Origin of the sequence: Flagellimonas sp. (assembly GCF_965222555.1) — a bacterium.
Lineage (GTDB): Bacteria > Bacteroidota > Bacteroidia > Flavobacteriales > Flavobacteriaceae > Flagellimonas.
Window position 1 is genome coordinate 46,220 of the sequence record NZ_CBDCUG010000001.1, and the last position, 19,868, is coordinate 66,087.

Here is a 19,868-nt window from a genome sequence, read left to right on the forward strand (position 1 = left end):
ATCAATTCTTGTTTTGAGCGGCTGGATCGTCTTCAGGAAGCTCATAGTCCTTCTGTTTCTTCCCAAATACGGAAACATTAACATAACGCTTTGGATTCAATCTAAAGTCCTGTAGCAACAAATCCAACTCTCTTGAAGCATCTGTTAAGTTATCATATAACTTGGAGTCGTTGGTCAGTTTGCCAAGAGAACCTTCCCCTTTTTCGATCTTACCCAAAACCTTGTTCAAACGTTCCACCGTAACCTTAAAATCGGCTACAGTAGCCGCCAAGCCAGCTCCGGCCAACGAGTCAGAAAGTTTAGAAAAATTAGTGGTAATGTTATCTACGTTCTTGAGCGAACTGTCCAACTGTTCTTTATTGTTCTCCAATAAAAGATTCAGCTTGTCGGCACTTGCTTTGAATGTCCCTATTAAACTATTAAGACCTGCTATGCTTTGCCGCAATTCCATTTTGGTGGGATCATCCAAGACATCGTTCACATTCATCAACAAAGAATCAGCGTGTGAAACAGCGCCTTCAACTTTCATCTGAAGTGGTGTTAGTTTCTCTTGGACCAAAGCAGTAAGTCCTGGTTTAATACTTGATTTAAGAGTATCTCCCGACTTCACCATGGGAGAATCATCAAACACTGGGTGAATCTGGATTCCCTTACCTCCTATAATTCCAGTATCATAAATCTCTGCTTCACTATTTTTAGAGAATTCAAAATCTTCACTTACGGAGAATGTCACCAATAATTTTCCTGTTGTATCCTTAAAACGGATGCTGACAACGTTCCCTACTGAAAGGCCATTTATAGAAACTTGTGTGCCAGGTTGAAGACCACCTACATGATCATACACGGCATACAACGTTTTATTATTCTCAAAAAAGGAGGAGGATTTTAGATAACTTAACCCGAAAATAAAGGCCAAAATTCCCGCAAGTACTATAATCCCAGTTTTAATTTCCCTGGATAGCTTCAAAAGGTTCAGTTTACTGTTTAAACAAAATTAGGAATATTTTTGACAAGGTAGCCACTGTTATCAAAGTCTATTTTAACGCTTCTTTTAACGTTATTCTCACCCCGTTCTTGTACGCCACTATATACGATGTGGTATAGCCTTTGGCATCTGCCTTAGTTTTAAGGAGTTTGGCTTGGTCATATGATGTTGCATTGCCATACATATAGCGATACAGATTTTTAATGGGCTCTTTGGACAACATATCCAATCCTCTAAAATTTGAACCTTTAAGGGGAATGTTTTTAGCACTTGCCATGAGCTGCACTTTAAAAATCAATTCACTTTTTGACGGCGCTTTTTCTATTTTCTTAGTTTCGGCAACAGTTTTAGTGGTTGAGTTTGCTTCAGGTTTTATCTCCTTCTTGGTCTCCTGCTGTGCTTTTTTGGTAGTTGTATGCACCGCTCCAGAGCTATCTTCAATAACAATTGGAGTATCGCTAGCATCAAACCCGCTTGCCATATCTGCCTTATATGCTAGAACAGCATCGGCAATGGCTTTTCCCATCTCAGTTTGCCCTTTTTTGGAGTTCAAATAGCTCCCTTCATTTTTATTGGTCAAAAAACCGGTCTCTACCAAAACACTTGGCATAAATGTTTGATGTAGGACAATGAAACCTGCCTGTTTTACCTTTCTGTCTTTCCTTCTCAGTTTTTTGGTGAAATTATCCTGTAGTTTTTTTCCCAGCAGAATACTGTGCTCCAAAAACTCTTCCTGCATTATAGTAAGCCCTATTATGGATTCTGGTGAATTTATATCATATTCCGCGTAACGCTTCTCATAATCATCTTCTAGGTAAATCACCGAATTTTCTTTTTTGGCCACCTCAAAATTTTGTCTGTTGGCATGTAACCCCAGAACAAAAGTCCCTGCGCCGTGTGCATCAGAACTGTGGGAATCGCAATGAACCGATACAAAAAGGTCTGCTTTTGCTTGATTGGCAATTTCACCTCTCACAAAAAGATCAATGAAAGAATCATCTTTTCGGGTATATACAACTTTAATGTCCGGATTTTTTTCCAGTTCAGCTCCAGCCATCAACACAATTCCCAGTGCAATATTTTTTTCAAGGTATCCGTTTCCTAAATTCCCTGGGTCATGGCCACCATGGCCTGCATCCAAAACAACTACAAATTTGTCTTTTGGAGGAATTTCGGTATTATTTTTGGTAAACGAAGTCTGGGGTAGGACAACGAAAAGAACGATAAAAAAAACAAACCCACTTTTATTCATAAGAACCGAGCAATTATAGTATTCCGTAATGGTTAAAAATATTGTAAACCCACATCAACAGAACAAAAAATATATGTAAGTTTGAGCCCAAAAACTGAGCCAAACTAGCACAAAAATAGGATTTATCACGTTGCAATCAAACAAACATCTTCTAGTTTTCCTATTTGCTCTCCTTGCCGGCATGGTAAACCTCATGGCTCAGGAAGATCTTATTAAGCCCCTGCCTATCAAAGTTGTAAGTGACAGCATTACGGCTCCATTGCTTCCTCCGAACATTCTAAATGATTCCATTCCCCTTGATTCTACGCAGGTAGATTCTGTTCAAGGAAAACAACCTTTGCTCTTGGACAAAATAAAATATAAGGCCAAGGATTATGTGAAACTGAGTCAAAAAGATAATAAAATCTATTTGTACGATGAGGCCGAAATCTACTATCAGGATACAGAACTAAAGGCCGGGGTGATTGTAATGGACTATATTAAAAATGAAGTCTATGCTGGAAGAATGAAGGATTCTACCGGCGCATATTCGCAATTACCATATTTTAAGCAAGGGAGTAATGAGGTAAGACCCGATTCCATTCGATTCAATTTTGATACACAAAAAGCCCTTATTTGGAATTCCAGAACCGAACAACAGGCAGGTCTGGGACAACTGGGCAGTGATGCAATGAAAGTGTATGCAGAGGTCACCAAAAAAGAAAATGATTCCGTTTATTTTTTGAGCGAGGGAAAGCTAACAACATCGAAAGATACTGTAGACCCGGATTATTACATACGCATCCGTAAAGCAAAGTTTGTCCCAAAAAAGAAAATTATAGCCGGTTTTAGCAACATCTATATCGTTGATGTCCCCACTCCTATCGCTTTGCCTTTCGCCTATTTTCCATTGACAACTGGTCGTGTAGCCGGATTGATATTTCCCACATTTGGAAACGACCCCCAAAGAGGGTACTTTATACAAAATGGAGGGTATTATCTTCCCATAAGTGATTATGTAGATTTAAGTGTCTTGGGAGATTTTTACACTAATGGGAGTTATGGTTTTAGGGCCCAATCTATTTACACTAAACGATATAAGTTCAGGGGTAATGTAAATTTCAGTTACGAAAACATCATCAGGAGCCAAAAAGGGTTTGATGATTTTAGTAGAACCAGCAGCTATAATATTCGTATTCAGCATACACAAGACCCTAAAGCAAGTCCAAATTCCAGGTTTTCGGCGTCAGTGAACTTGGGTAGTAGCCAGTTTTTCACCAACTCTTTAAATCAGGTCAACCGTTCCAATACCCAAACCAATACTTTTGCTTCTTCCATAAGTTATTCCAAAACGTTTCCGGCGTATCCCTCGGTAAACACAAGTTTGACATTGACGCATTCCCAAAACTCCAGAACACAGGCAATTAACATGTCTTTGCCAACATTCCAGGCCAGTATGGAGCGTATTTTCCCATTTGCAAAAAGAGATGGTATAAAAAAGGGAGCTATTCAAAATGTCAACTTCCAGTACGATGTAAACGCCCAAAATAGTATTACCACTACAGAAGAGGATTTTTTTACAAGTAAAATGTTCGATGAGGCAAGAGTTGGAGCTAGGCATAGAATTCCGATTGGCACCAACTTTAAAGTGGCAAAATACTTGAGTGTAAGCTTAAACGGTAGTTACGAAGATGTTTGGACATTGGAAACTGTAAGCAAACGCTTTGATAATGAACAACAAGCCGTGGTAACCGACACCATAGCAGGTTTTGACCGTTTTAATCGATATAACTTTGGTGCTAGCATAGGAACCGTACTGTACGGAACGTTTAATTTTGGTGAGGATAAAAAAATTCAAGCACTAAGGCATGTAATAAGTCCTTCAATAGGCTATAGTTATGCTCCTTCATTTGAGCAATTTTATGAAACCTATCAAGATGGAGATGGCAACGAAGTGCAATTCACCCCTTTTGAAACCAGTATTTATGGGAGACCTTCCTTAAGTAAGGGCAATTCCATGAGTTTTTCAATTAGGAACACTTTAGAGGCCAAAGTTAGGGACAAGGATTCTACCGCAACAGAACCTAGAAAAGTAAGTATTTTAAGTAACCTCACACTTTCTGCCAGTTATAACTTTGAAGCGGATTCGCTTAAATTAAGTCCAATCAACCTTAGTGGTAGCACGGAAATCATTAAAAATGTGCCCATAAATTTTTCCGCCTCTATGGATCCTTATGCCATTGATAATACTGGTAGAAGAATAAATACATTTAATGTAAATAATGGAGGTGGACTTGTAAGATTGACCTCTGCTAGGGTAAATACCGGATTTTCCATCAATAGTGAAATGTTCAAGAAAGGAGGTGCCAAGGACAAAAAGGATACCAAGTCACAAGATCCGGATTATGGAGCCAATCCTTTTAAACTGGATGGAGCCAGAGATGGAAAACCTCATTTTCAGAATGAAAATGAAGAGTCCGGAGAAGTGGATAATCCACTCTATGCCACCAAAATCCCTTGGGATATGAGACTTACCTACGTTGCTACGTATAACAATAGTAGAAGACAGAAGGAAATCACCAATCACTCATTAATGTTTTCTGGTAATATAAAGCTATCCCCAAAATGGGAGGTTGGCTTTAACTCTGGATATGATCTTAAAAACAAAGGGTTTGCAGATACACGATTCAATTTTAAACGGGATTTGAATAGTTTTAGGCTAAGTTTTGATTGGACGCCATTTGGAAGGTTTGAAAGATGGTATTTCTTTATTGGGATCAAGAGTTCCATTCTTAGTGATCTTAAATGGGAAAACAGAAGTCAACCCTTTAGCCGTAGATGATAGCTTTGACTATCTTGTGACAATCTCTTAATTTTTATACAAGACAATGAAAACAATAATCAATACTCCAAAAGCGCCAGCACCTATAGGTCCATATAATCAAGCAGTACTTGTTAAGGATACTTTATACATTTCAGGTCAAATACCAATTGATCCTGAAACAGGTGAGCTGGTAGAAGGCAATATCAAAAGAGAGACACAACAATCCATGGAAAACTTAAAGGCCATTCTCACAGAAGCTGGAATGACCTTTGAAAATGTCATAAAGACTTCCATTTTCATTAAGGACATGCATCAATTCTCTGAAATAAATGAAGTTTACGCTCGCTATTTTAATGCAGATACTGCGCCAGCAAGAGAAACCGTGGAAGTTGCCAATCTTCCAAAGTTTGTAAACGTAGAAATTTCGATGATAGCTGTTAAATAGTTTCTTTGTGAAACTCAACAAGTCCTTCAATGGGTCGTTGTCTGATAACACCCAATATTAAATCATTGCGTTCCAAAACAGTAGCAAGTTCATCACGCAAAAAGTGAGCAATGCTCCCTACAAAGTTGATGGGAACTTTTGTAGCCAGCTCAAACTGCATGATGTAGTTGTTTACAAATTGCTGCAGTCCCTTATCAATGACACCACGACAATACGGATGTTCCTTGTTTTCAATGATGAATCTAGCAAAAGTTGCTAAATAGGTGTTTGGATTGGGCTGTTTGTAGAGGTTTTCTTTTATGACATCTGCCTCTAAATTATACTCTTTGGCAAACTTTATTCCCAAATCTTGGGGCATTTTATGATAGTAATAATCCCTTATCAATTTTCTTCCGAAGAAGTTACCACTTCCGTCATCCATTAAAATATATCCCAAAGAGGTAACTTTCTGGAACAATTGATGGCCATCATAGTAGCTGCAATTTGATCCCGTGCCCAAGATGCAAACTATACCTTGATGTCCAATCTTGGTAGTTGAATAGATTGCCGCATAGGTATCTTCGCGTACTTCGGTTTTAGCTTTGGGGAAGAAATCCTTGAAAATTTCCTTTAAAAAACTCTTCATCCTATCGGTACCACATCCGGCGCCGTAGAAATACAAATGACTTACAATATCCTTGTTTTTGGAAAGCTCAAAATTGTTCGCCAATCTATCTTCGATTACTTCCCTGGTCAGTACCTCTGGGCTTAACCCTAAAGTTTGGGTCAAGAACAATTGTTCACCTTTATCGTTCAGGGCAATCCAATCAGACTTGGTCGCTCCACTATCCACAATCAATATCATAAGTCAAGGTTTTATATGGAATCCAGGAAAGGCATATGCCTTTCCTGGATTTTCTTATAAGATAATAAATTAAAGACTAGCTACGTGCTCAGCTAAATCAATCAATTTATTGGAATAGCCAGCCTCATTGTCATACCATGAAACCACTTTGAAAAAATTGGAATTCAATTCCATTCCAGCACCTGCATCAAAAATACTTGTCCTAGCATCGCCTACAAAATCTTGTGATACCACAGGCTCTTCGGTATAACCCAAAATCCCAGCTAAATCTCCTTCTGATGCATCCTTGAAAGCTTTCTTGATCTCATCATAAGAAGTTTCTTTTCCCAATCTTACGGTTAAATCAACAACAGAAACATCTGAAGTTGGTACTCTAAAAGCCATCCCTGTAAGTTTTCCCAAAAGCTCTGGGATTACTTTGGTTACCGCTTTTGCAGCACCAGTTGATGCTGGAATAATATTCAATAAAGCACCTCTTCCTCCACGATAGTCTTTTCTTGATGGCCCATCAACGGTCATTTGTGTTGCTGTAGTGGCATGTACTGTGGTCATAAGACCTTCTACAATCCCAAATTCATCATTCAATACTTTTGCCAGCGGCGCCAAACAGTTTGTGGTACAAGATGCATTGGATACAATTGTATCCGAAGCTTTTACCTCGTTATGGTTAACACCCATTACAAACATTGGCGCATCCTTTGAAGGTGCTGAGATAACTACCTTTTTGGCTCCTCCATCAATATGGTACTGTGCAGTTTCCAAAGTAGTGAAGATACCCGTACATTCAGCTACGATATCGGCACCTACTTCATCCCATTTTAAATTTTTAGGATCTCTTTCCGCAGTAATTCTGATAGTTTTGCCGTTTACAACAAGGTTTCCATCCTTTACCTCAACAGTTCCATCGAATCTCCCGTGAACCGAATCGTACTCCAATAAATATGCTAGATGCTCAACATCCAACAAGTCATTGATTGCGACCACATCCACATTTGCTCTTTTTACGGTAGCTCTGAACACCAATCTTCCTATTCTACCGAATCCGTTAATTCCAATTTTCAAATTTGACATCTTTTCTGTATTTGTTTTTTATTATGTAGTCATTATATCCGAAACCTTCACAAGTTCCTCATCTATTTCCGTGTGGGCCTTGATGGCCTCGCTAATTGGCGTAAGTATAAGTTGGTTGTCACGAATCCCAACCATATAGTTAGATTTGCCTTCTAACAAGCTTTCTACGGCCTTTACACCCATTCTACTGGCCAACACCCTATCAAAACATGTTGGGTTTCCACCGCGTTGCATATGCCCCAAAACGGACACACGAACATCATATATGGGCAAATGTTCTTCGACATATTCTTTAAGTTCGAAAACATTCTTGCCTATTTTGTCCCCTTCGGCCACAATAACTATACTGGAAGATTTTCCGGATTTTTTACTTCGCTTAAGCGATTCCAGCAAGCGTTCCAATCCCAAATTTTGTTCTGGAATAAGGATTTCCTCAGCACCTGCCCCAACACCAGCATTCAGCGCAATATGGCCAACGTCCCTTCCCATTACCTCAACAAAGAAAAGGCGGTTATGGGAACTGGCCGTGTCTCGTATTTTGTCGATTGCTTCCACCACAGTATTTATGGCAGTATCAAAACCAATGGTATAGGTAGATCCAAGAATATCGTTATCAATGGTTCCTGGCATTCCCATTACCGGAAAGTTATATTCTTCATTGAAAATCAAAGCACCGGCAAAACTGCCATTTCCACCAATTACCACAAAGGCATCAATACCTTCTTTTAGTAGTTGGTCATACGCTTTTTTTCTTCCTTCAGCTGTTCTGAATTCTTCACACCTAGCCGATTTTAGGATAGTACCACCTTTATTAATTATGTTGTTTACACTTCGGGCATCCAAAGGCTTAAAATCTCCTTCGATCATTCCCTGATATCCTCTATAGACACCTACGCAATCTATCTTCAAGTAGGCACAAGTTCTTACTACAGAGCGAATTCCGGCATTCATTCCTGGGGAATCTCCACCTGAGGTAAGTACCGCTATTTTTTTGATTTCTGACCCCATTTAAAATTTTAAGAGACCAAAACTAGGAAACTTTATTTAATTAATGAATGACATAATACCTAATTTGGTTTTGGTTATTTACGCAAACGTTTTCGTAGTTTTTTTTTTGAGAATTTCTAAAAATACCCCCCTTTAATTTGATAACTTCTTGGTGGTGGTATTCTTGGAACGAAAGCGAATTAGGCTATCATTTCCCATAATTTCAGTGGACTGCTCTTGTTTTGGAGGGTCGACCTTCTTTTCTTTCTTATTGAATATCTTTCGCATCAGCTCCTTGAAGCTATTGAAATCCACCTGATATGAAAGTCCCACACCTTGGGTGTACCCCTGTCGCTCCGCAAATTGTTGTATCTGGTTTTCCCTGTTGAAAATCTTTGCGCTCAATGTTCCTTCTTCATTCAGCAATACCTGAACCTCAACATCTCCGGCAACAACGGTCTCAGAGACTCCTCCTACTGGAACCCCAACCCTACCGTTCACCAAAACCCGGTCGGAAATCTGGGTAGAAACTGTTACACCAATCCTATCCTCTGTTAAAATATCGGCATTGGGGTCTACAAAACCTTGCTCATAGGAAACACCTAAATTGAATTTATCATTATCCCCAGCCAGGATTTGGTTCAAAAGTCCAGAAGCGGTTTGAATCAGGTTACCGGTCACGGCCTGCTGGTTAATTCCCGTTTGCTCGCTTGCAAAAGAACCTTGCGCCAATAGGAAAAAAGCATTGCGTTCTTTTACAGTTGGATCTTGAAGTCTATACTCCAATTCCGCTTGCACAACAGAGCTAGTACCAGGAAAATCGATATCAAAACTAATATTAGGGCTTTCCAGTTCACCTTCCAAACGTACCACCACTTCTGTTGGAATTCTTCCAGTATATCCGGAATTATCCAACAGTGGTGCAGGATTTGCATTAAGTTGGTATACTGCTTCCAGATTAAGTTGAGCCGCTAGAGGATCACGTTCCCAAAGGATTGTTCCTCCAGGACGCACTTGGAACTTTCTGTCAATGACTCCTCCATACTTAAAGTTATACTCCCCAGTCACCGCAACAAATTCCCCATACATATTAAACTTACCATTGGTATTAATCTCAATCAACAAAATACCCTCTCCAGTACCTTTTAAAGAGCTTCCAGTATTTTGATCCACCACAATTTCAACTTCCGCTTCAGGGGTCACCTCGAGGTCAAAAGCCATTTCCAAACCTTGATAATCTTGTAATACCCGTTCCTCCTTAAAAGATTCTTGGCTTCCCTTTTCAATAAAATTGATAAAGGAATAGTCGCCTACGCTGGTAACATCACTCAGTGGTATCTTTAAGGAAGTTCCTCGTGCAGTTGTAGCATCCACGGCAATGGTAAGAGCATCTGTAGAACCATAAATGCTCCCTGTTCCATTAATAAAGCCTGTTCCATAGTACAACGCTTCTTCGTCAAACTCCGTATTCAATATTAAAAAGCGATTGTTGTTGGTATCCACGTCTAAATCCAATGACCAATCATCAAAGGCTGTGTGATTGATGGTTCCATCCAATGTTGCTTTTGTTCCTTCAGCTACGTCCGTAAGACCAATATTTTCAAAATAAAAGGTTTGGTCAAAAAGACGTACCCTTGAATAGGGTGCAAAATCGTAGTCCACATTTAAATAGGGAATACCAATCCCCGCCTCATTAAGACTAAGGGTGCCATTAATCGACGGATTGGAGACATCCCCCGTAATCTTTGCAAACCCATTCACTTTACCCCTAATATTGGATATGACCCCATCTCCCAACGGGCTAAAAGGTTCCAAATCCATGTCAGTCAGGTTTGCTGCCAAATCCAGCTGCCGTTTTTTGTTCTGACTTGTCACCTTTCCATTGATGCTCAGCTTTTCTTTACCATCATCACTCAACCAGGTACTGACTCCAAATTGGGTAAGATCATTATTCCCAAAAATGCCTATCTCCAAATCTCCCATGCGCCGGCTGTTCACATTGAAGTCCTTTATATTTAAACTGGATGTCGGCAAGTATTTTCCGTCTTTTTGCAAAATATTCAGAAAGCCATCCACAGAACCATCCAGTTTTAAACTATCAATAGCTGGGGTAATTTTATTAAGAGATACTATCTTAAATTGAAGATCCAAATCTTTATAAGTTGAATCGGCCAGTTCTCCCCTTAGCCTAATCTGTTCCCTGTCATTATTATCCATTACAACATCTTCTATTTTTATACTATCCAATGTTTTATTGATAATGACCTTGTTTTTACTGTTTCCTTGCTTGTTAAGTACCCACTTGTTCCCTTTAAAATTGATGTCGGATTTTTTTAACCCTATCACCGATTTATTTTCTTCATTAAATGTATGGTAGAAGTTTAGATTGTAGCTATCATCAAATCCTCTTCCACCTTTAAACTCCGTTCTAAAGAACAAGGTGTCCTTAAGCGTAGTATTTATAAGGTTGAAGTCCTTAACGTCATAATAGACGGTAGACATATCTTCTACAGAAACAAAGGTGTTAAAAAGCGGATTCTTGTTATCTATCTTTAGTTCAATATTGTCAAAGCTGTTTCCATAGGCTTCAATACTTGGTGATTTGAATGTTAATTTAAAATCTCCTTCATCTGAAATAATATCTCCTCTTATAAAGGTATTGGGGTCAAAGGTGACCTCGGGGAAGAAGACATCCACAATTTTATTGTAAATCTTAAAATTAAAGCTTAGCTGCTGCCCCTCAGAGATTTCAAAGGGTTTATAGTTCGTATATATGCTTCCTACAGAGTTCTGGACCAATCTTCCGATCTCCCCTACCTTGAACTTTCCCTTCACATAACCTGTAATAATATCGGGTGAGTTTATTTCCACTGTACGCAAAGTATCCTGATCAAAAGATGAAGAAACCGCAAAATCCTCAAAATAGTAGGTCTCGTTTTTATTCTGATAAGTAGTATTGGAAAAGCGTACCTGCCCTACAATATTATCTAGGGTACTACCTTCAATATCCATATTTAAATCACCCTTAAAAATGGACACACTATCATTGATAAAGTTTAACCTTCTTAAATCGGCATGTGCAACCGAAGCAATAAAATTAAAGTTGTTGGCATCATCCCCAAAGTCGGCGAGCCCCTTAAAATCAAACTTGAAATTCTCATCACTGCTCACTACTGAACCATCGAACAGTTTTTCCTTGAAGACACCGGATACCTTTAGATTATTGTATTCATAATCATTAAATTCCAATTTATATATTTCTCCAATGGCTTCGGTGTTTAGATATTCCGCTATGAAACCTTTTCCCTCAACGTTGACATCCAATGTGGCCAACCCCAGTTGGTCATCTTCAACAAAATTCCCTAGGTTGAAGTCCATAAGGGATATAAACCCAATATAAGAGGCATCATCATTGGTCTGAATGTTTGTCATTTGCAAATCGGCATAACTACTCCCAATGGCAGTATTCAGATTGACCTGTACATCCAGTGATGTTTCTGTCACTTCCGCATCTCCCCGTACGGTAAATTGACCTAATTTTTGTAGAGAAGAAGGAATGTTTTTTCCTAAAATACTGGGAAGCAACGATCTTAATTGATAGTAACTCGAGGTTATATTCTCAATATCGGCACGCATGATGAACGGTGCTTCTTGACTGAACATGTTATCAAACTCGAAATCTCCCCTGATTCCAGTATTCTCTGATTGTACAAATAGGTCCTGTACCTTCAATTGGTTCAACACCCCGCTTACATCTCCTGTAAATGAGACCATTTTATCGGTGCCAAACTCATCATAAAGTGCATTAATGTCATTGAGTGACACTTTGGATTCGTCAAAATAGGCCTTGATCTGAACCTTATCCAAAAATTCGGCGAAATCCTTTCGATTGTAATTAAATACCAGATTCCCTTTGATATTGGATTCTTTAGTCTGGATACCCAAGGAATCAAATTGCATTTGCTGTTTGGTATATTTAAATTTTGTGGAAAGTTTTTCAAGTGCAATGCCCTTTTTACTCAGCAACGAAAGATCTTCAATATTTAGGGAAACATCAGGTCCTAAAATTTGAAACTCTTTGGCCAAGACTTCCATGTCCGTAAAATTCAGGGTTTCTTCGGTTTCCAAATTTTCATCGGAAAGTCTGAACCTGCCTTTCAATATCTGGATTTCATCTGACGACATAAAAAAGGGAGGTGTACCTGGTGCCCTTGGCTTTCCATCATCCAACTTGGCAACAAAGACATCCAAATTTGTATCCCGTTCTCCTTCATACGTCTTTAAGTTCATAAACAGGCCGTCCACATCAATGTCACCAAATTCCATTTTGCCATTCATCATATTCCGAATGTTTAAAATGGAGGTCGAAAGTTTTTGAATATAGAACAAAGTATCCTTCTTATAATCCTCAACATAAATACCTTTAATCCCAGTGTTCAAGTTGAAAAGGGACAATCCCAAGCGATCGATATTGATGTTGGTGCCAAACTCTTCGTTGAGGGACTTTGTAGCATATTTGGCCATCTTGGTCTGTACTACAGGTAGGGAAAGTATAAGGGAGCCCAAGACCATGATCAGCAGAATTGCCAATAGTATGCGAAGCAGTATTTTCCTGAGTTTTCTGATAGGGCTTTATGTTTTACCTTTGCTCGACCAATTTTTGTTCCAAAACCAGTGGCATCCAAAAAAAATTACATTCTTGCAATAGAATCTTCTTGTGACGATACCTCTGCAGCCGTTTTATGCAATACAAAAGTATTGAGTAATGTGGTGGCAACACAAGAAATACACAAGCAATATGGAGGTGTTGTCCCAGAATTGGCTTCTAGGGCACATCAACAAAATATTGTTCCGGTAGTACATCAAGCCTTGGCCAAGGCAAATATCGATAAAAAACAACTATCCGCCATAGCCTTTACCAGAGGTCCTGGGCTAATGGGCTCGTTACTTGTGGGTACTTCTTTTGCCAAGTCTTTGGCACTTGGACTTACTATTCCCCTAATTGAGGTAAACCATATGGAAGCCCATATTTTGGCTCATTTTATTGAGGAAGAAGACATGAGGGCGCCTGAATTCCCATTTTTGGCCATGACCATTAGTGGAGGACACACGCAAATTGTTAGGGTGAACAATTATTTTGATATGGAGGTTCTTGGTGAAACCTTGGATGATGCGGTAGGCGAAGCCTTTGATAAAAGTGCCAAACTTATGGGATTGCCCTATCCAGGGGGTCCATTGGTCGACAAATATGCCAAAGAAGGAAACCCAAAAGCCTTTCCTTTTCCAAAACCTAAGGTCGATGGTCTCAACTTCAGTTTTAGCGGACTAAAAACAAGCATTCTATATTTTCTTCAGCGTGAAACCAAAAAGAATTCTGATTTTGTTTCCGAAAATATTAAGGACATCTGTGCTTCGGTGCAGCATACCATATTGGAAATTTTGATGGACAAGCTAAAGCTTGCCGTCAACCAGACCGGGATAAAGCAGATTGCTATTGGCGGTGGGGTTGCAGCCAATTCCGGAATTAGGTCTCGACTAAAAGAAGCTGAGAAAACCATGGGCTGGACAACCTATATCCCCAAATTTTCATACTGCACCGATAACGCCGGTATGATTGGTATTGTTGGCTATCTAAAGTTCTTGGAAGGAAAATTCACCGACCAAAAAGTCGCAGCCAAGGCACGTTACACCATTGGAAGTTGATTTTAAATTTATACCTTTTCAATCTTAATATTTCATTTGGACTAAAATGGCATATAACGAAGAATTGGTGAAAAGAATTCGCAATGCGATAACAATTTTTCCTGAGGATTTTACCGAAAAGAAAATGTTTGGAGGGGTTGCCTTTTTATATCAAGGAAAAATGACCGTTGGGCCAGTTAAAAATGATTTAATGGTTCGGGTGATTGGTTCAAAAATGGATACCTTTCTTCAACAGGAGTTCGTAAGACCAATGGATTTCACCGGAAAACCTATGAAAGAATTCATTTTTGTATCTCCTGAAGGTTTTAAAACCGAAGAGCAATTACAACACTGGATTGAATTAGGTCTTGAACATGCAAAAAGTAAATTGAAATAAATGCAACTCTTCTATAACCCGTCACTCGATAACAGTTTCAAGCAATTCTTCTTTTCTTCAGAGGAAAGCAAACACATAGTCAAGGTCCTGAGAAAAAAAGAAGGAGACGTTCTGCATATTACCAATGGCAAAGGATATCTTTTTGAAGCCGAAATTCTGATAGCCGACCCCAAAAAGTGCAAAGCTCAGATTATCTCTGAAGATAAGACCGTTCCCAAACGCTATAAATTACACTTGGTTGTGGCCCCTACCAAAATGAACGACCGATATGAGTGGTTTTTGGAAAAAGCCACTGAAATTGGTGTTGACGAGATTACACCCATTATTTGTGAACGCTCTGAACGGAAGATTATAAAATTGGAACGTATGGAAAGGGTGATCTTATCAGCCATGAAACAATCCCTACAGACTATGCTGCCTAAATTGAACCCTCCTATCTCCTATAATGACTATTTACAGCAAGAAATAAAAGGGTTGAAATTTATTGCCCACTGCGAAGAAGGTGAAAAAATGGAATTGAAAAGACGTGTTGCAGCCGATAAGGATGTCACCATTTTAATAGGTCCTGAAGGGGATTTCAGCACCTCAGAGATTGCTCTTGCCAAGGAGAATGGATTTGTTTCCGTATCGTTGGGCAATACTCGTTTAAGAACAGAAACCGCCGCCATAGTAGCCTGTTCCACAGTTTCCATTATCAACAATTAAAGCATCACAGAGGCTTTTGTGGCAGCGGTAATATCAAGATTGTCTGCTTCAACCAGTAACATCAAGGTCAGCGCTTCATTTTTTGAAACTATCGTAGGAACAGAGATTGTAGCTTTGCCTTCAGAAGATTGCAATAGTGCGTAATTTTCGGCAATAACAATATTGCTGTTCTTTAATGTACGGTTTCTATTTTCCCCCCGCTTCACCGAAGTCGTTCGTTCATCCAAAACCAAAACTGCCCTGAGCTGTTTTCCCTCTAGACTTCCTTCCGCCTTAAAATCATATGAAATATTGGAACCGGATAGTGAAATGTTTTTAAGCACAATGCTGTTCTCTGCCTTTTTGAGTTTGTAATTTGAGATTCTTGATGCCAGTTTTGAACCATTTGATCCCACAAAATGTTCTTTTCCGTTAACCACCAATTGCGGGGTGTAGTTACTTCTATATTGAAATTTTCGATTGTAATCCCTTTGTTTTTTCGTGAACGTTGATTTGCTGAAAGGGTCTTCCCAACCGATATAATTCCAATAATCCACATGATATGATAAGGCAAATACCTCATTTGGATACTGTTTTTTTGCTTTTTCCAGAAGTACATCCGCAGGAGGGCAACTTGAACACCCTTGTGAAGTAAAAAGCTCCAATACCACCACTGGCTTATATATACCCTCCTCAACTTTCTTTTCCTCAGTTGCCCTATCCTCCTCTCTGGCTGCATAGAGTGCAACCAATGACATTGCAAAAAACGCAAATGAAGGAATTAAGATTTTTTTAAACATGAATACTGTACTTTTGATTTCTTAGTTATTCGCACCTACATGAAACAACTTACCTTTTTAGGCTGTTTTTTAACTTTTTTTGTGATTGGGCACTGTTATGCGCAACAGATTGCTGTTTTAAAATATGGAGGTGGTGGTGATTGGTATTCCAACCCTACCGCACTACCCAATCTAATAGCATTTTGCAATAATAATATCGACACTAAAATCAACGAAAAACCGGAAACGGTGGAAGTGGGCAGTGTATCTATTTTTCAATATCCCTACCTTCATATGACAGGTCATGGAAATGTATATTTTTCCGATGATGAAGCCGAAAATCTAAGAACCTATCTCCTTTCAGGAGGCTTTTTGCATATTGATGACAACTATGGCATGGAACCTTACTTACGAAGGGAGTTGAAAAAAGTCTTTCCAGAAAAACAACTGGAAGAATTGGGTGCGGACCATCCAATTTTCAGTCAGCGATTTTCGTTTCCCGAAGGCCTCCCCAAAATACACGAACATGATGGGAAAAGACCACAGGCACTTGGAATTTTTGATAATGGAAGATTGCTGTTATTGTTTACTTTTGAAAGCGACCTCGGTGATGGGTGGGAAGACCCGTCTGTCCACAACGACCCTGAGGAAGTACGATTAAAAGCATTACAAATGGGCGCTAACATACTGGAGTACGCCTTTAAAAGTTAACCAATGAATTCAAAAATTATAGCCAACGGAATCCTGAGAGCTGTAGCGATAGTTGCCGGAATTGTTCTTTTGGGATATTTTCTATTCAAGATACAATCTGTATTGGCCTACTTGGCCATAGCAGCCGTAATAGCATTATTGGGCAGGCCTATTGTGCTTTTCCTTCGCAGAAAATTGAAGTTTCCCAATACCTTGGCCGTGATTGTGACCATGGCTTTAATGGTTGGTATTTTTTTGGGAATCCTGTCTTTGTTTATTCCCTTGATTTCAGAACAGAGCAAAAACCTCTCGTTATTGGATATTGAAGCCTTAAAAGCAGATGTGAACACATTATACCTGCAAATTTTGGAATACTTTGGAGCTACGACGGATAAGGTTTCTGATTTAATACAGGATTCACACTTGGAAAAAAATGTTTTGGAAGGTCTTGATTTGGGATTCATCCCAAACTTTCTCAACTCATTCGTGAATACGCTCAGTAGTTTTAGCATTGGCCTTTTTTCGGTGCTTTTTATTTCTTTTTTCTTTTTAAAGGACAGCAAGTTATTTCAAAACGGAATGTTGGTCTTTGTTCCAGATAATAAGGAAAGTAATTTGGTTAAATCTGTGGACAAAATCAATGGATTACTTTCCAGATATTTTGCTGGAATCCTGCTCCAACTTTTCATTTTGTTTGTCATTTACACCATTGCATTGTTAATCGTTGGAGTAGAAAATGCCATAGTAATTGCATTCCTCTGCGCCTTGTTCAACATCATTCCATACATTGGTCCCATCATCGGTGGAGCTATCATGATCACCCTTACCATGACCAGCTTTTTGGGAGCCGATTTCAGCACGGTTATTTTACCAAAAGCACTGTATGTTTTGATTGGTTTGACCATTGGTCAACTCATAGACAATTTCTTTTCGCAACCCTTTATTTTTTCAACAAGTGTTAAATCGCACCCGCTGGAAATTTTCTTGGTCATCATTATTGCCGGACTTGTTTTTGGGGTGGTAGGAATGGTGGTTGCCGTACCCGGGTATACGGCTATAAAGGTGATTTTAAAGGAGTTTTTGGCTGAAAATGCCTTCGTGAAAAAGTTAACAAAAAACTTATAGTATCAGTTTGAATAAATTGATATTAAATACTGGTGTACAGAATTTTATACAAAAAAATTGGAGTACTGACATCATGTCAGTTTTATTGAAAAAACCAATTTTTGAGGGTATCTCCCAAAAAGAACTCGCCGAACAACTGGAAGCCAAGAAAAAGTGTAAGGGTAAACTACCTACATGGTTCAATACCGAAGGTATTTATTATCCAAACAAACTCAATATTGAGCAAACCAGTTCGGAACAAACGGCAGCCTACAAATCCAAATTAGTGTCTGGAAAATTGCTTTTGGATGCAACCGGTGGTCTCGGTGTGGACACCTACTATTTTTTCAAAAAAATGGACCAGGTTTTACATTGTGAAATTGACCCAGAACTTAGCCAAATTGCCCAACACAATTTTGAAATTTTAAATCAAAGTAATATTACCTGCATTGGAAGGAATGGAATTGAAACCTTAAAAACCTCCAACCAAAATTATGATTGGGTCTATATTGATCCCTCTCGAAGGAATGATGTAAAAGAAAAAGTTTTTTTACTGAAGGATTGCATTCCAAATCTTCCCGAACATTTACCTTCAATTTTTGAAAAAACAACAAACGTCCTTGTAAAAACCTCTCCTCTTCTGGATATTTCACAAGGAATAAAAGAATTGGATTTTGTCAAAGAAATCCATGTCGTTGCCCTTGAAAATGATGTTAAGGAATTGCTCTTTATATTGGAACATGAATTTGAAGGCGACATAACCATCAAAACAGTGAACTTGGTTCGAGGCAAAGAAGAGGTTTTCAGCTTTTCCCTCAAAAATGAACAATTTACTTCCCCTGGCTTTAGTAGTCCGGAAAAGTATCTTTATGAGCCAAATTCCGCAATTCTGAAATCAGGAGGGTTCAAATCCGTGGCTAATGAATTTGGGTTGAAAAAATTGCATCAGCACTCACATCTGTATACCTCAACCGATCTGGTGGATTTTCCAGGTAGAAGGTTTGAAATTATCAAAACACAGCCCTATTCAAAAAAGGTACTTAAAGATTCTGGTATTGCTAAAGCAAACATTACTATTAGGAATTTCCCGATGACCGTTGCTGAACTTCGTAAAAAACACAAAATAAAGGATGGTGGGGATTGCTATCTCTTTTTCACAAAAAGTTTAAACGACGAGCTCATTGTTATAGAAACAAAAAAGGTGTGAGTGATTTTATAAAAACCATCCACACCTTTTATCTTCATCAAGTTTCTTTTACATGGTCAACCTCATAAAAAGTTCATGCGAACTGTTGTCAACGTTATTGATTGAGTTTTCTAAGGCAGCTTCGTAGGCATAGCCTATATGGAAACCTGAACTTATATCGAACATAAACATTCCACTCAACGCTTCGTCAAGGCGGTACGAAGCACCAAACTTGAACCGTTGTCCAAAATCAAAGATTGATGTAACATCCAAAGATATGGGAGATGCATTCACATAGCGCAACATGCTACTGGCTTGAAGGTTCAAATTCTTGCCCAATTTGAAATCATAGCCTCCCATCAAATATATATGCCTCCTATCTTTGCTCAGGAAGGCACTCCCGTCGCTTTCCTCCAAACGGTCAGGGGTCAGCAATTTTGGAGCTGATAAGGAAACAAAATAATCGTTGTGCCTCAAGTAAGCACCCACACCCACATTAGGGGTAAACCTATTCTCAAAATCCATTAAGGTACCATCCTGACCCATACCATAGGTTATAAGTCCGGTGGTATTGGCACTATACGAATTTCCACTAGCTTTTAAACCTAGATAGAGTGTATAATCCTCGTTTACTTTCAGTCTATACGAAAAGTCAATGCCTACCCAAGTCTGGTTCTCAATAAAAGTTTGATCGTTGAGTATGGATACGCCCAAACCAACATTTGAACCAACAGGCATGGAAAAAAGTGCACTCTGACTTTCTGGAGCTCCTTCTACCCCAGCCCATTGACTGCGTAACCCCAAGGTAAGCTCTGCTCCTTCGCTAGATCCAGCATAAGCGGGGTTTATTAAGTTCATATTGTACCTGTAAAAGGTATAGTGTGGGTCTTGCTGTGCGGAGATGGTCTGCATCCATGAACCCACAACTATTGCTAAAACCAATATTAAATTCTTCATTA

General features: G+C 39.0%; 16 protein-coding genes. 8 read left to right on the forward strand and 8 right to left on the reverse strand.

The features are described from left to right. Position 1 precedes the first annotated feature (1 nt). Together ACOQO1_RS00195 and ACOQO1_RS00200 are read right to left on the reverse strand one after the other, a co-directional pair. Positions 2-967 (reverse strand): MlaD family protein, encoded by a 966-nt coding sequence (locus ACOQO1_RS00195; RefSeq protein ID WP_420600876.1) that lies wholly within the window; start codon positions 965-967, stop codon positions 2-4. A gap of 67 nt (positions 968-1,034) precedes the next feature. Beyond that, the gene (locus ACOQO1_RS00200; protein ID WP_420600877.1) at positions 1,035-2,237 is read right to left on the reverse strand and encodes an N-acetylmuramoyl-L-alanine amidase family protein; all 1,203 of its coding nucleotides are present in this window, start codon (positions 2,235-2,237) and stop codon (positions 1,035-1,037) included. Between the two features lie 193 nt (positions 2,238-2,430). Between ACOQO1_RS00200 and ACOQO1_RS00205 the strand changes: the two genes are divergently transcribed. Beyond that, positions 2,431-5,058 (forward strand): putative LPS assembly protein LptD, encoded by a 2,628-nt coding sequence (locus ACOQO1_RS00205; RefSeq protein WP_420600878.1) that lies wholly within the window; start codon positions 2,431-2,433, stop codon positions 5,056-5,058. Between the two features lie 46 nt (positions 5,059-5,104). Further along, positions 5,105-5,485 carry a RidA family protein gene (locus ACOQO1_RS00210; RefSeq protein WP_420600879.1) on the forward strand — a complete coding sequence of 127 codons (381 nt, stop codon included), beginning with the start codon at positions 5,105-5,107 and terminating at the stop codon, positions 5,483-5,485. Here ACOQO1_RS00210 and ACOQO1_RS00215 read toward each other — a convergent pair. The 4 genes from ACOQO1_RS00215 to ACOQO1_RS00230 all read right to left on the reverse strand — a co-directional run bounded on the left by ACOQO1_RS00215 (position 5,478) and on the right by ACOQO1_RS00230 (position 12,959). Beyond that, complete coding sequence (locus ACOQO1_RS00215; protein ID WP_420600880.1) at positions 5,478-6,329, reverse strand: N-acetylglucosamine kinase; 852 nt, start codon at positions 6,327-6,329, stop codon at positions 5,478-5,480. The genes ACOQO1_RS00210 and ACOQO1_RS00215 overlap by 8 nt on opposite strands. A gap of 69 nt (positions 6,330-6,398) precedes the next feature. After that, positions 6,399-7,400 carry a type I glyceraldehyde-3-phosphate dehydrogenase gene (gap, locus tag ACOQO1_RS00220; RefSeq protein ID WP_420600881.1) on the reverse strand — a complete coding sequence of 334 codons (1,002 nt, stop codon included), beginning with the start codon at positions 7,398-7,400 and terminating at the stop codon, positions 6,399-6,401. Positions 7,401-7,421: 21 nt separating this feature from the next. Next, entirely contained in the window at positions 7,422-8,408 is a 987-nt protein-coding gene (gene pfkA / locus ACOQO1_RS00225; protein WP_420600882.1) for a 6-phosphofructokinase, read from the reverse strand. 132 nt (positions 8,409-8,540) lie between these two features. Beyond that, positions 8,541-12,959, reverse strand: a complete 4,419-nt coding sequence (locus ACOQO1_RS00230; RefSeq protein WP_420600883.1) for a translocation/assembly module TamB domain-containing protein — start codon at positions 12,957-12,959, stop codon at positions 8,541-8,543. A 102-nt stretch (positions 12,960-13,061) separates the two neighbouring features. On the opposite strand from ACOQO1_RS00230, the gene tsaD reads away from it, so the two are divergent. From tsaD to ACOQO1_RS00245, 3 genes are read left to right on the forward strand one after another with little or no spacing between them, the layout of a single operon-like run. Further along, on the forward strand, positions 13,062-14,090 hold the full coding sequence (gene tsaD, locus ACOQO1_RS00235; protein ID WP_420600884.1) for a tRNA (adenosine(37)-N6)-threonylcarbamoyltransferase complex transferase subunit TsaD: 1,029 nt from the start codon (positions 13,062-13,064) through the stop codon (positions 14,088-14,090). Between the two features lie 46 nt (positions 14,091-14,136). Beyond that, positions 14,137-14,466 carry a TfoX/Sxy family protein gene (locus ACOQO1_RS00240; RefSeq protein ID WP_420600885.1) on the forward strand — a complete coding sequence of 110 codons (330 nt, stop codon included), beginning with the start codon at positions 14,137-14,139 and terminating at the stop codon, positions 14,464-14,466. After that, on the forward strand, positions 14,467-15,171 hold the full coding sequence (locus ACOQO1_RS00245) for a 16S rRNA (uracil(1498)-N(3))-methyltransferase (RefSeq protein WP_420600886.1): 705 nt from the start codon (positions 14,467-14,469) through the stop codon (positions 15,169-15,171). Here the strand turns inward: ACOQO1_RS00245 and ACOQO1_RS00250 are convergent. Continuing rightward, positions 15,168-15,950 (reverse strand): DUF1223 domain-containing protein, encoded by a 783-nt coding sequence (locus ACOQO1_RS00250; protein WP_420600887.1) that lies wholly within the window; start codon positions 15,948-15,950, stop codon positions 15,168-15,170. The genes ACOQO1_RS00245 and ACOQO1_RS00250 overlap by 4 nt on opposite strands. Positions 15,951-15,989: 39 nt before the next feature. Between ACOQO1_RS00250 and ACOQO1_RS00255 the strand changes: the two genes are divergently transcribed. The 3 genes from ACOQO1_RS00255 to ACOQO1_RS00265 all read left to right on the forward strand — a co-directional run bounded on the left by ACOQO1_RS00255 (position 15,990) and on the right by ACOQO1_RS00265 (position 18,930). After that, positions 15,990-16,640, forward strand: coding sequence for a DUF4159 domain-containing protein (locus tag ACOQO1_RS00255; protein WP_420600888.1), 651 nt, complete (start codon positions 15,990-15,992; stop codon positions 16,638-16,640). A 3-nt stretch (positions 16,641-16,643) separates the two neighbouring features. Then, positions 16,644-17,744 (forward strand): AI-2E family transporter, encoded by a 1,101-nt coding sequence (locus tag ACOQO1_RS00260; RefSeq protein ID WP_420600889.1) that lies wholly within the window; start codon positions 16,644-16,646, stop codon positions 17,742-17,744. Between the two features lie 73 nt (positions 17,745-17,817). Continuing rightward, the gene (locus ACOQO1_RS00265; protein WP_420600890.1) at positions 17,818-18,930 is read left to right on the forward strand and encodes a THUMP-like domain-containing protein; all 1,113 of its coding nucleotides are present in this window, start codon (positions 17,818-17,820) and stop codon (positions 18,928-18,930) included. 48 nt (positions 18,931-18,978) lie between these two features. On the opposite strand, the gene ACOQO1_RS00270 is transcribed toward ACOQO1_RS00265, so the two are convergent. Beyond that, positions 18,979-19,866: a type IX secretion system membrane protein PorP/SprF gene (locus ACOQO1_RS00270; protein ID WP_420600891.1), complete on the reverse strand. Its 888-nt coding sequence runs from the start codon at positions 19,864-19,866 to the stop codon at positions 18,979-18,981. Positions 19,867-19,868 lie beyond the last annotated feature (2 nt).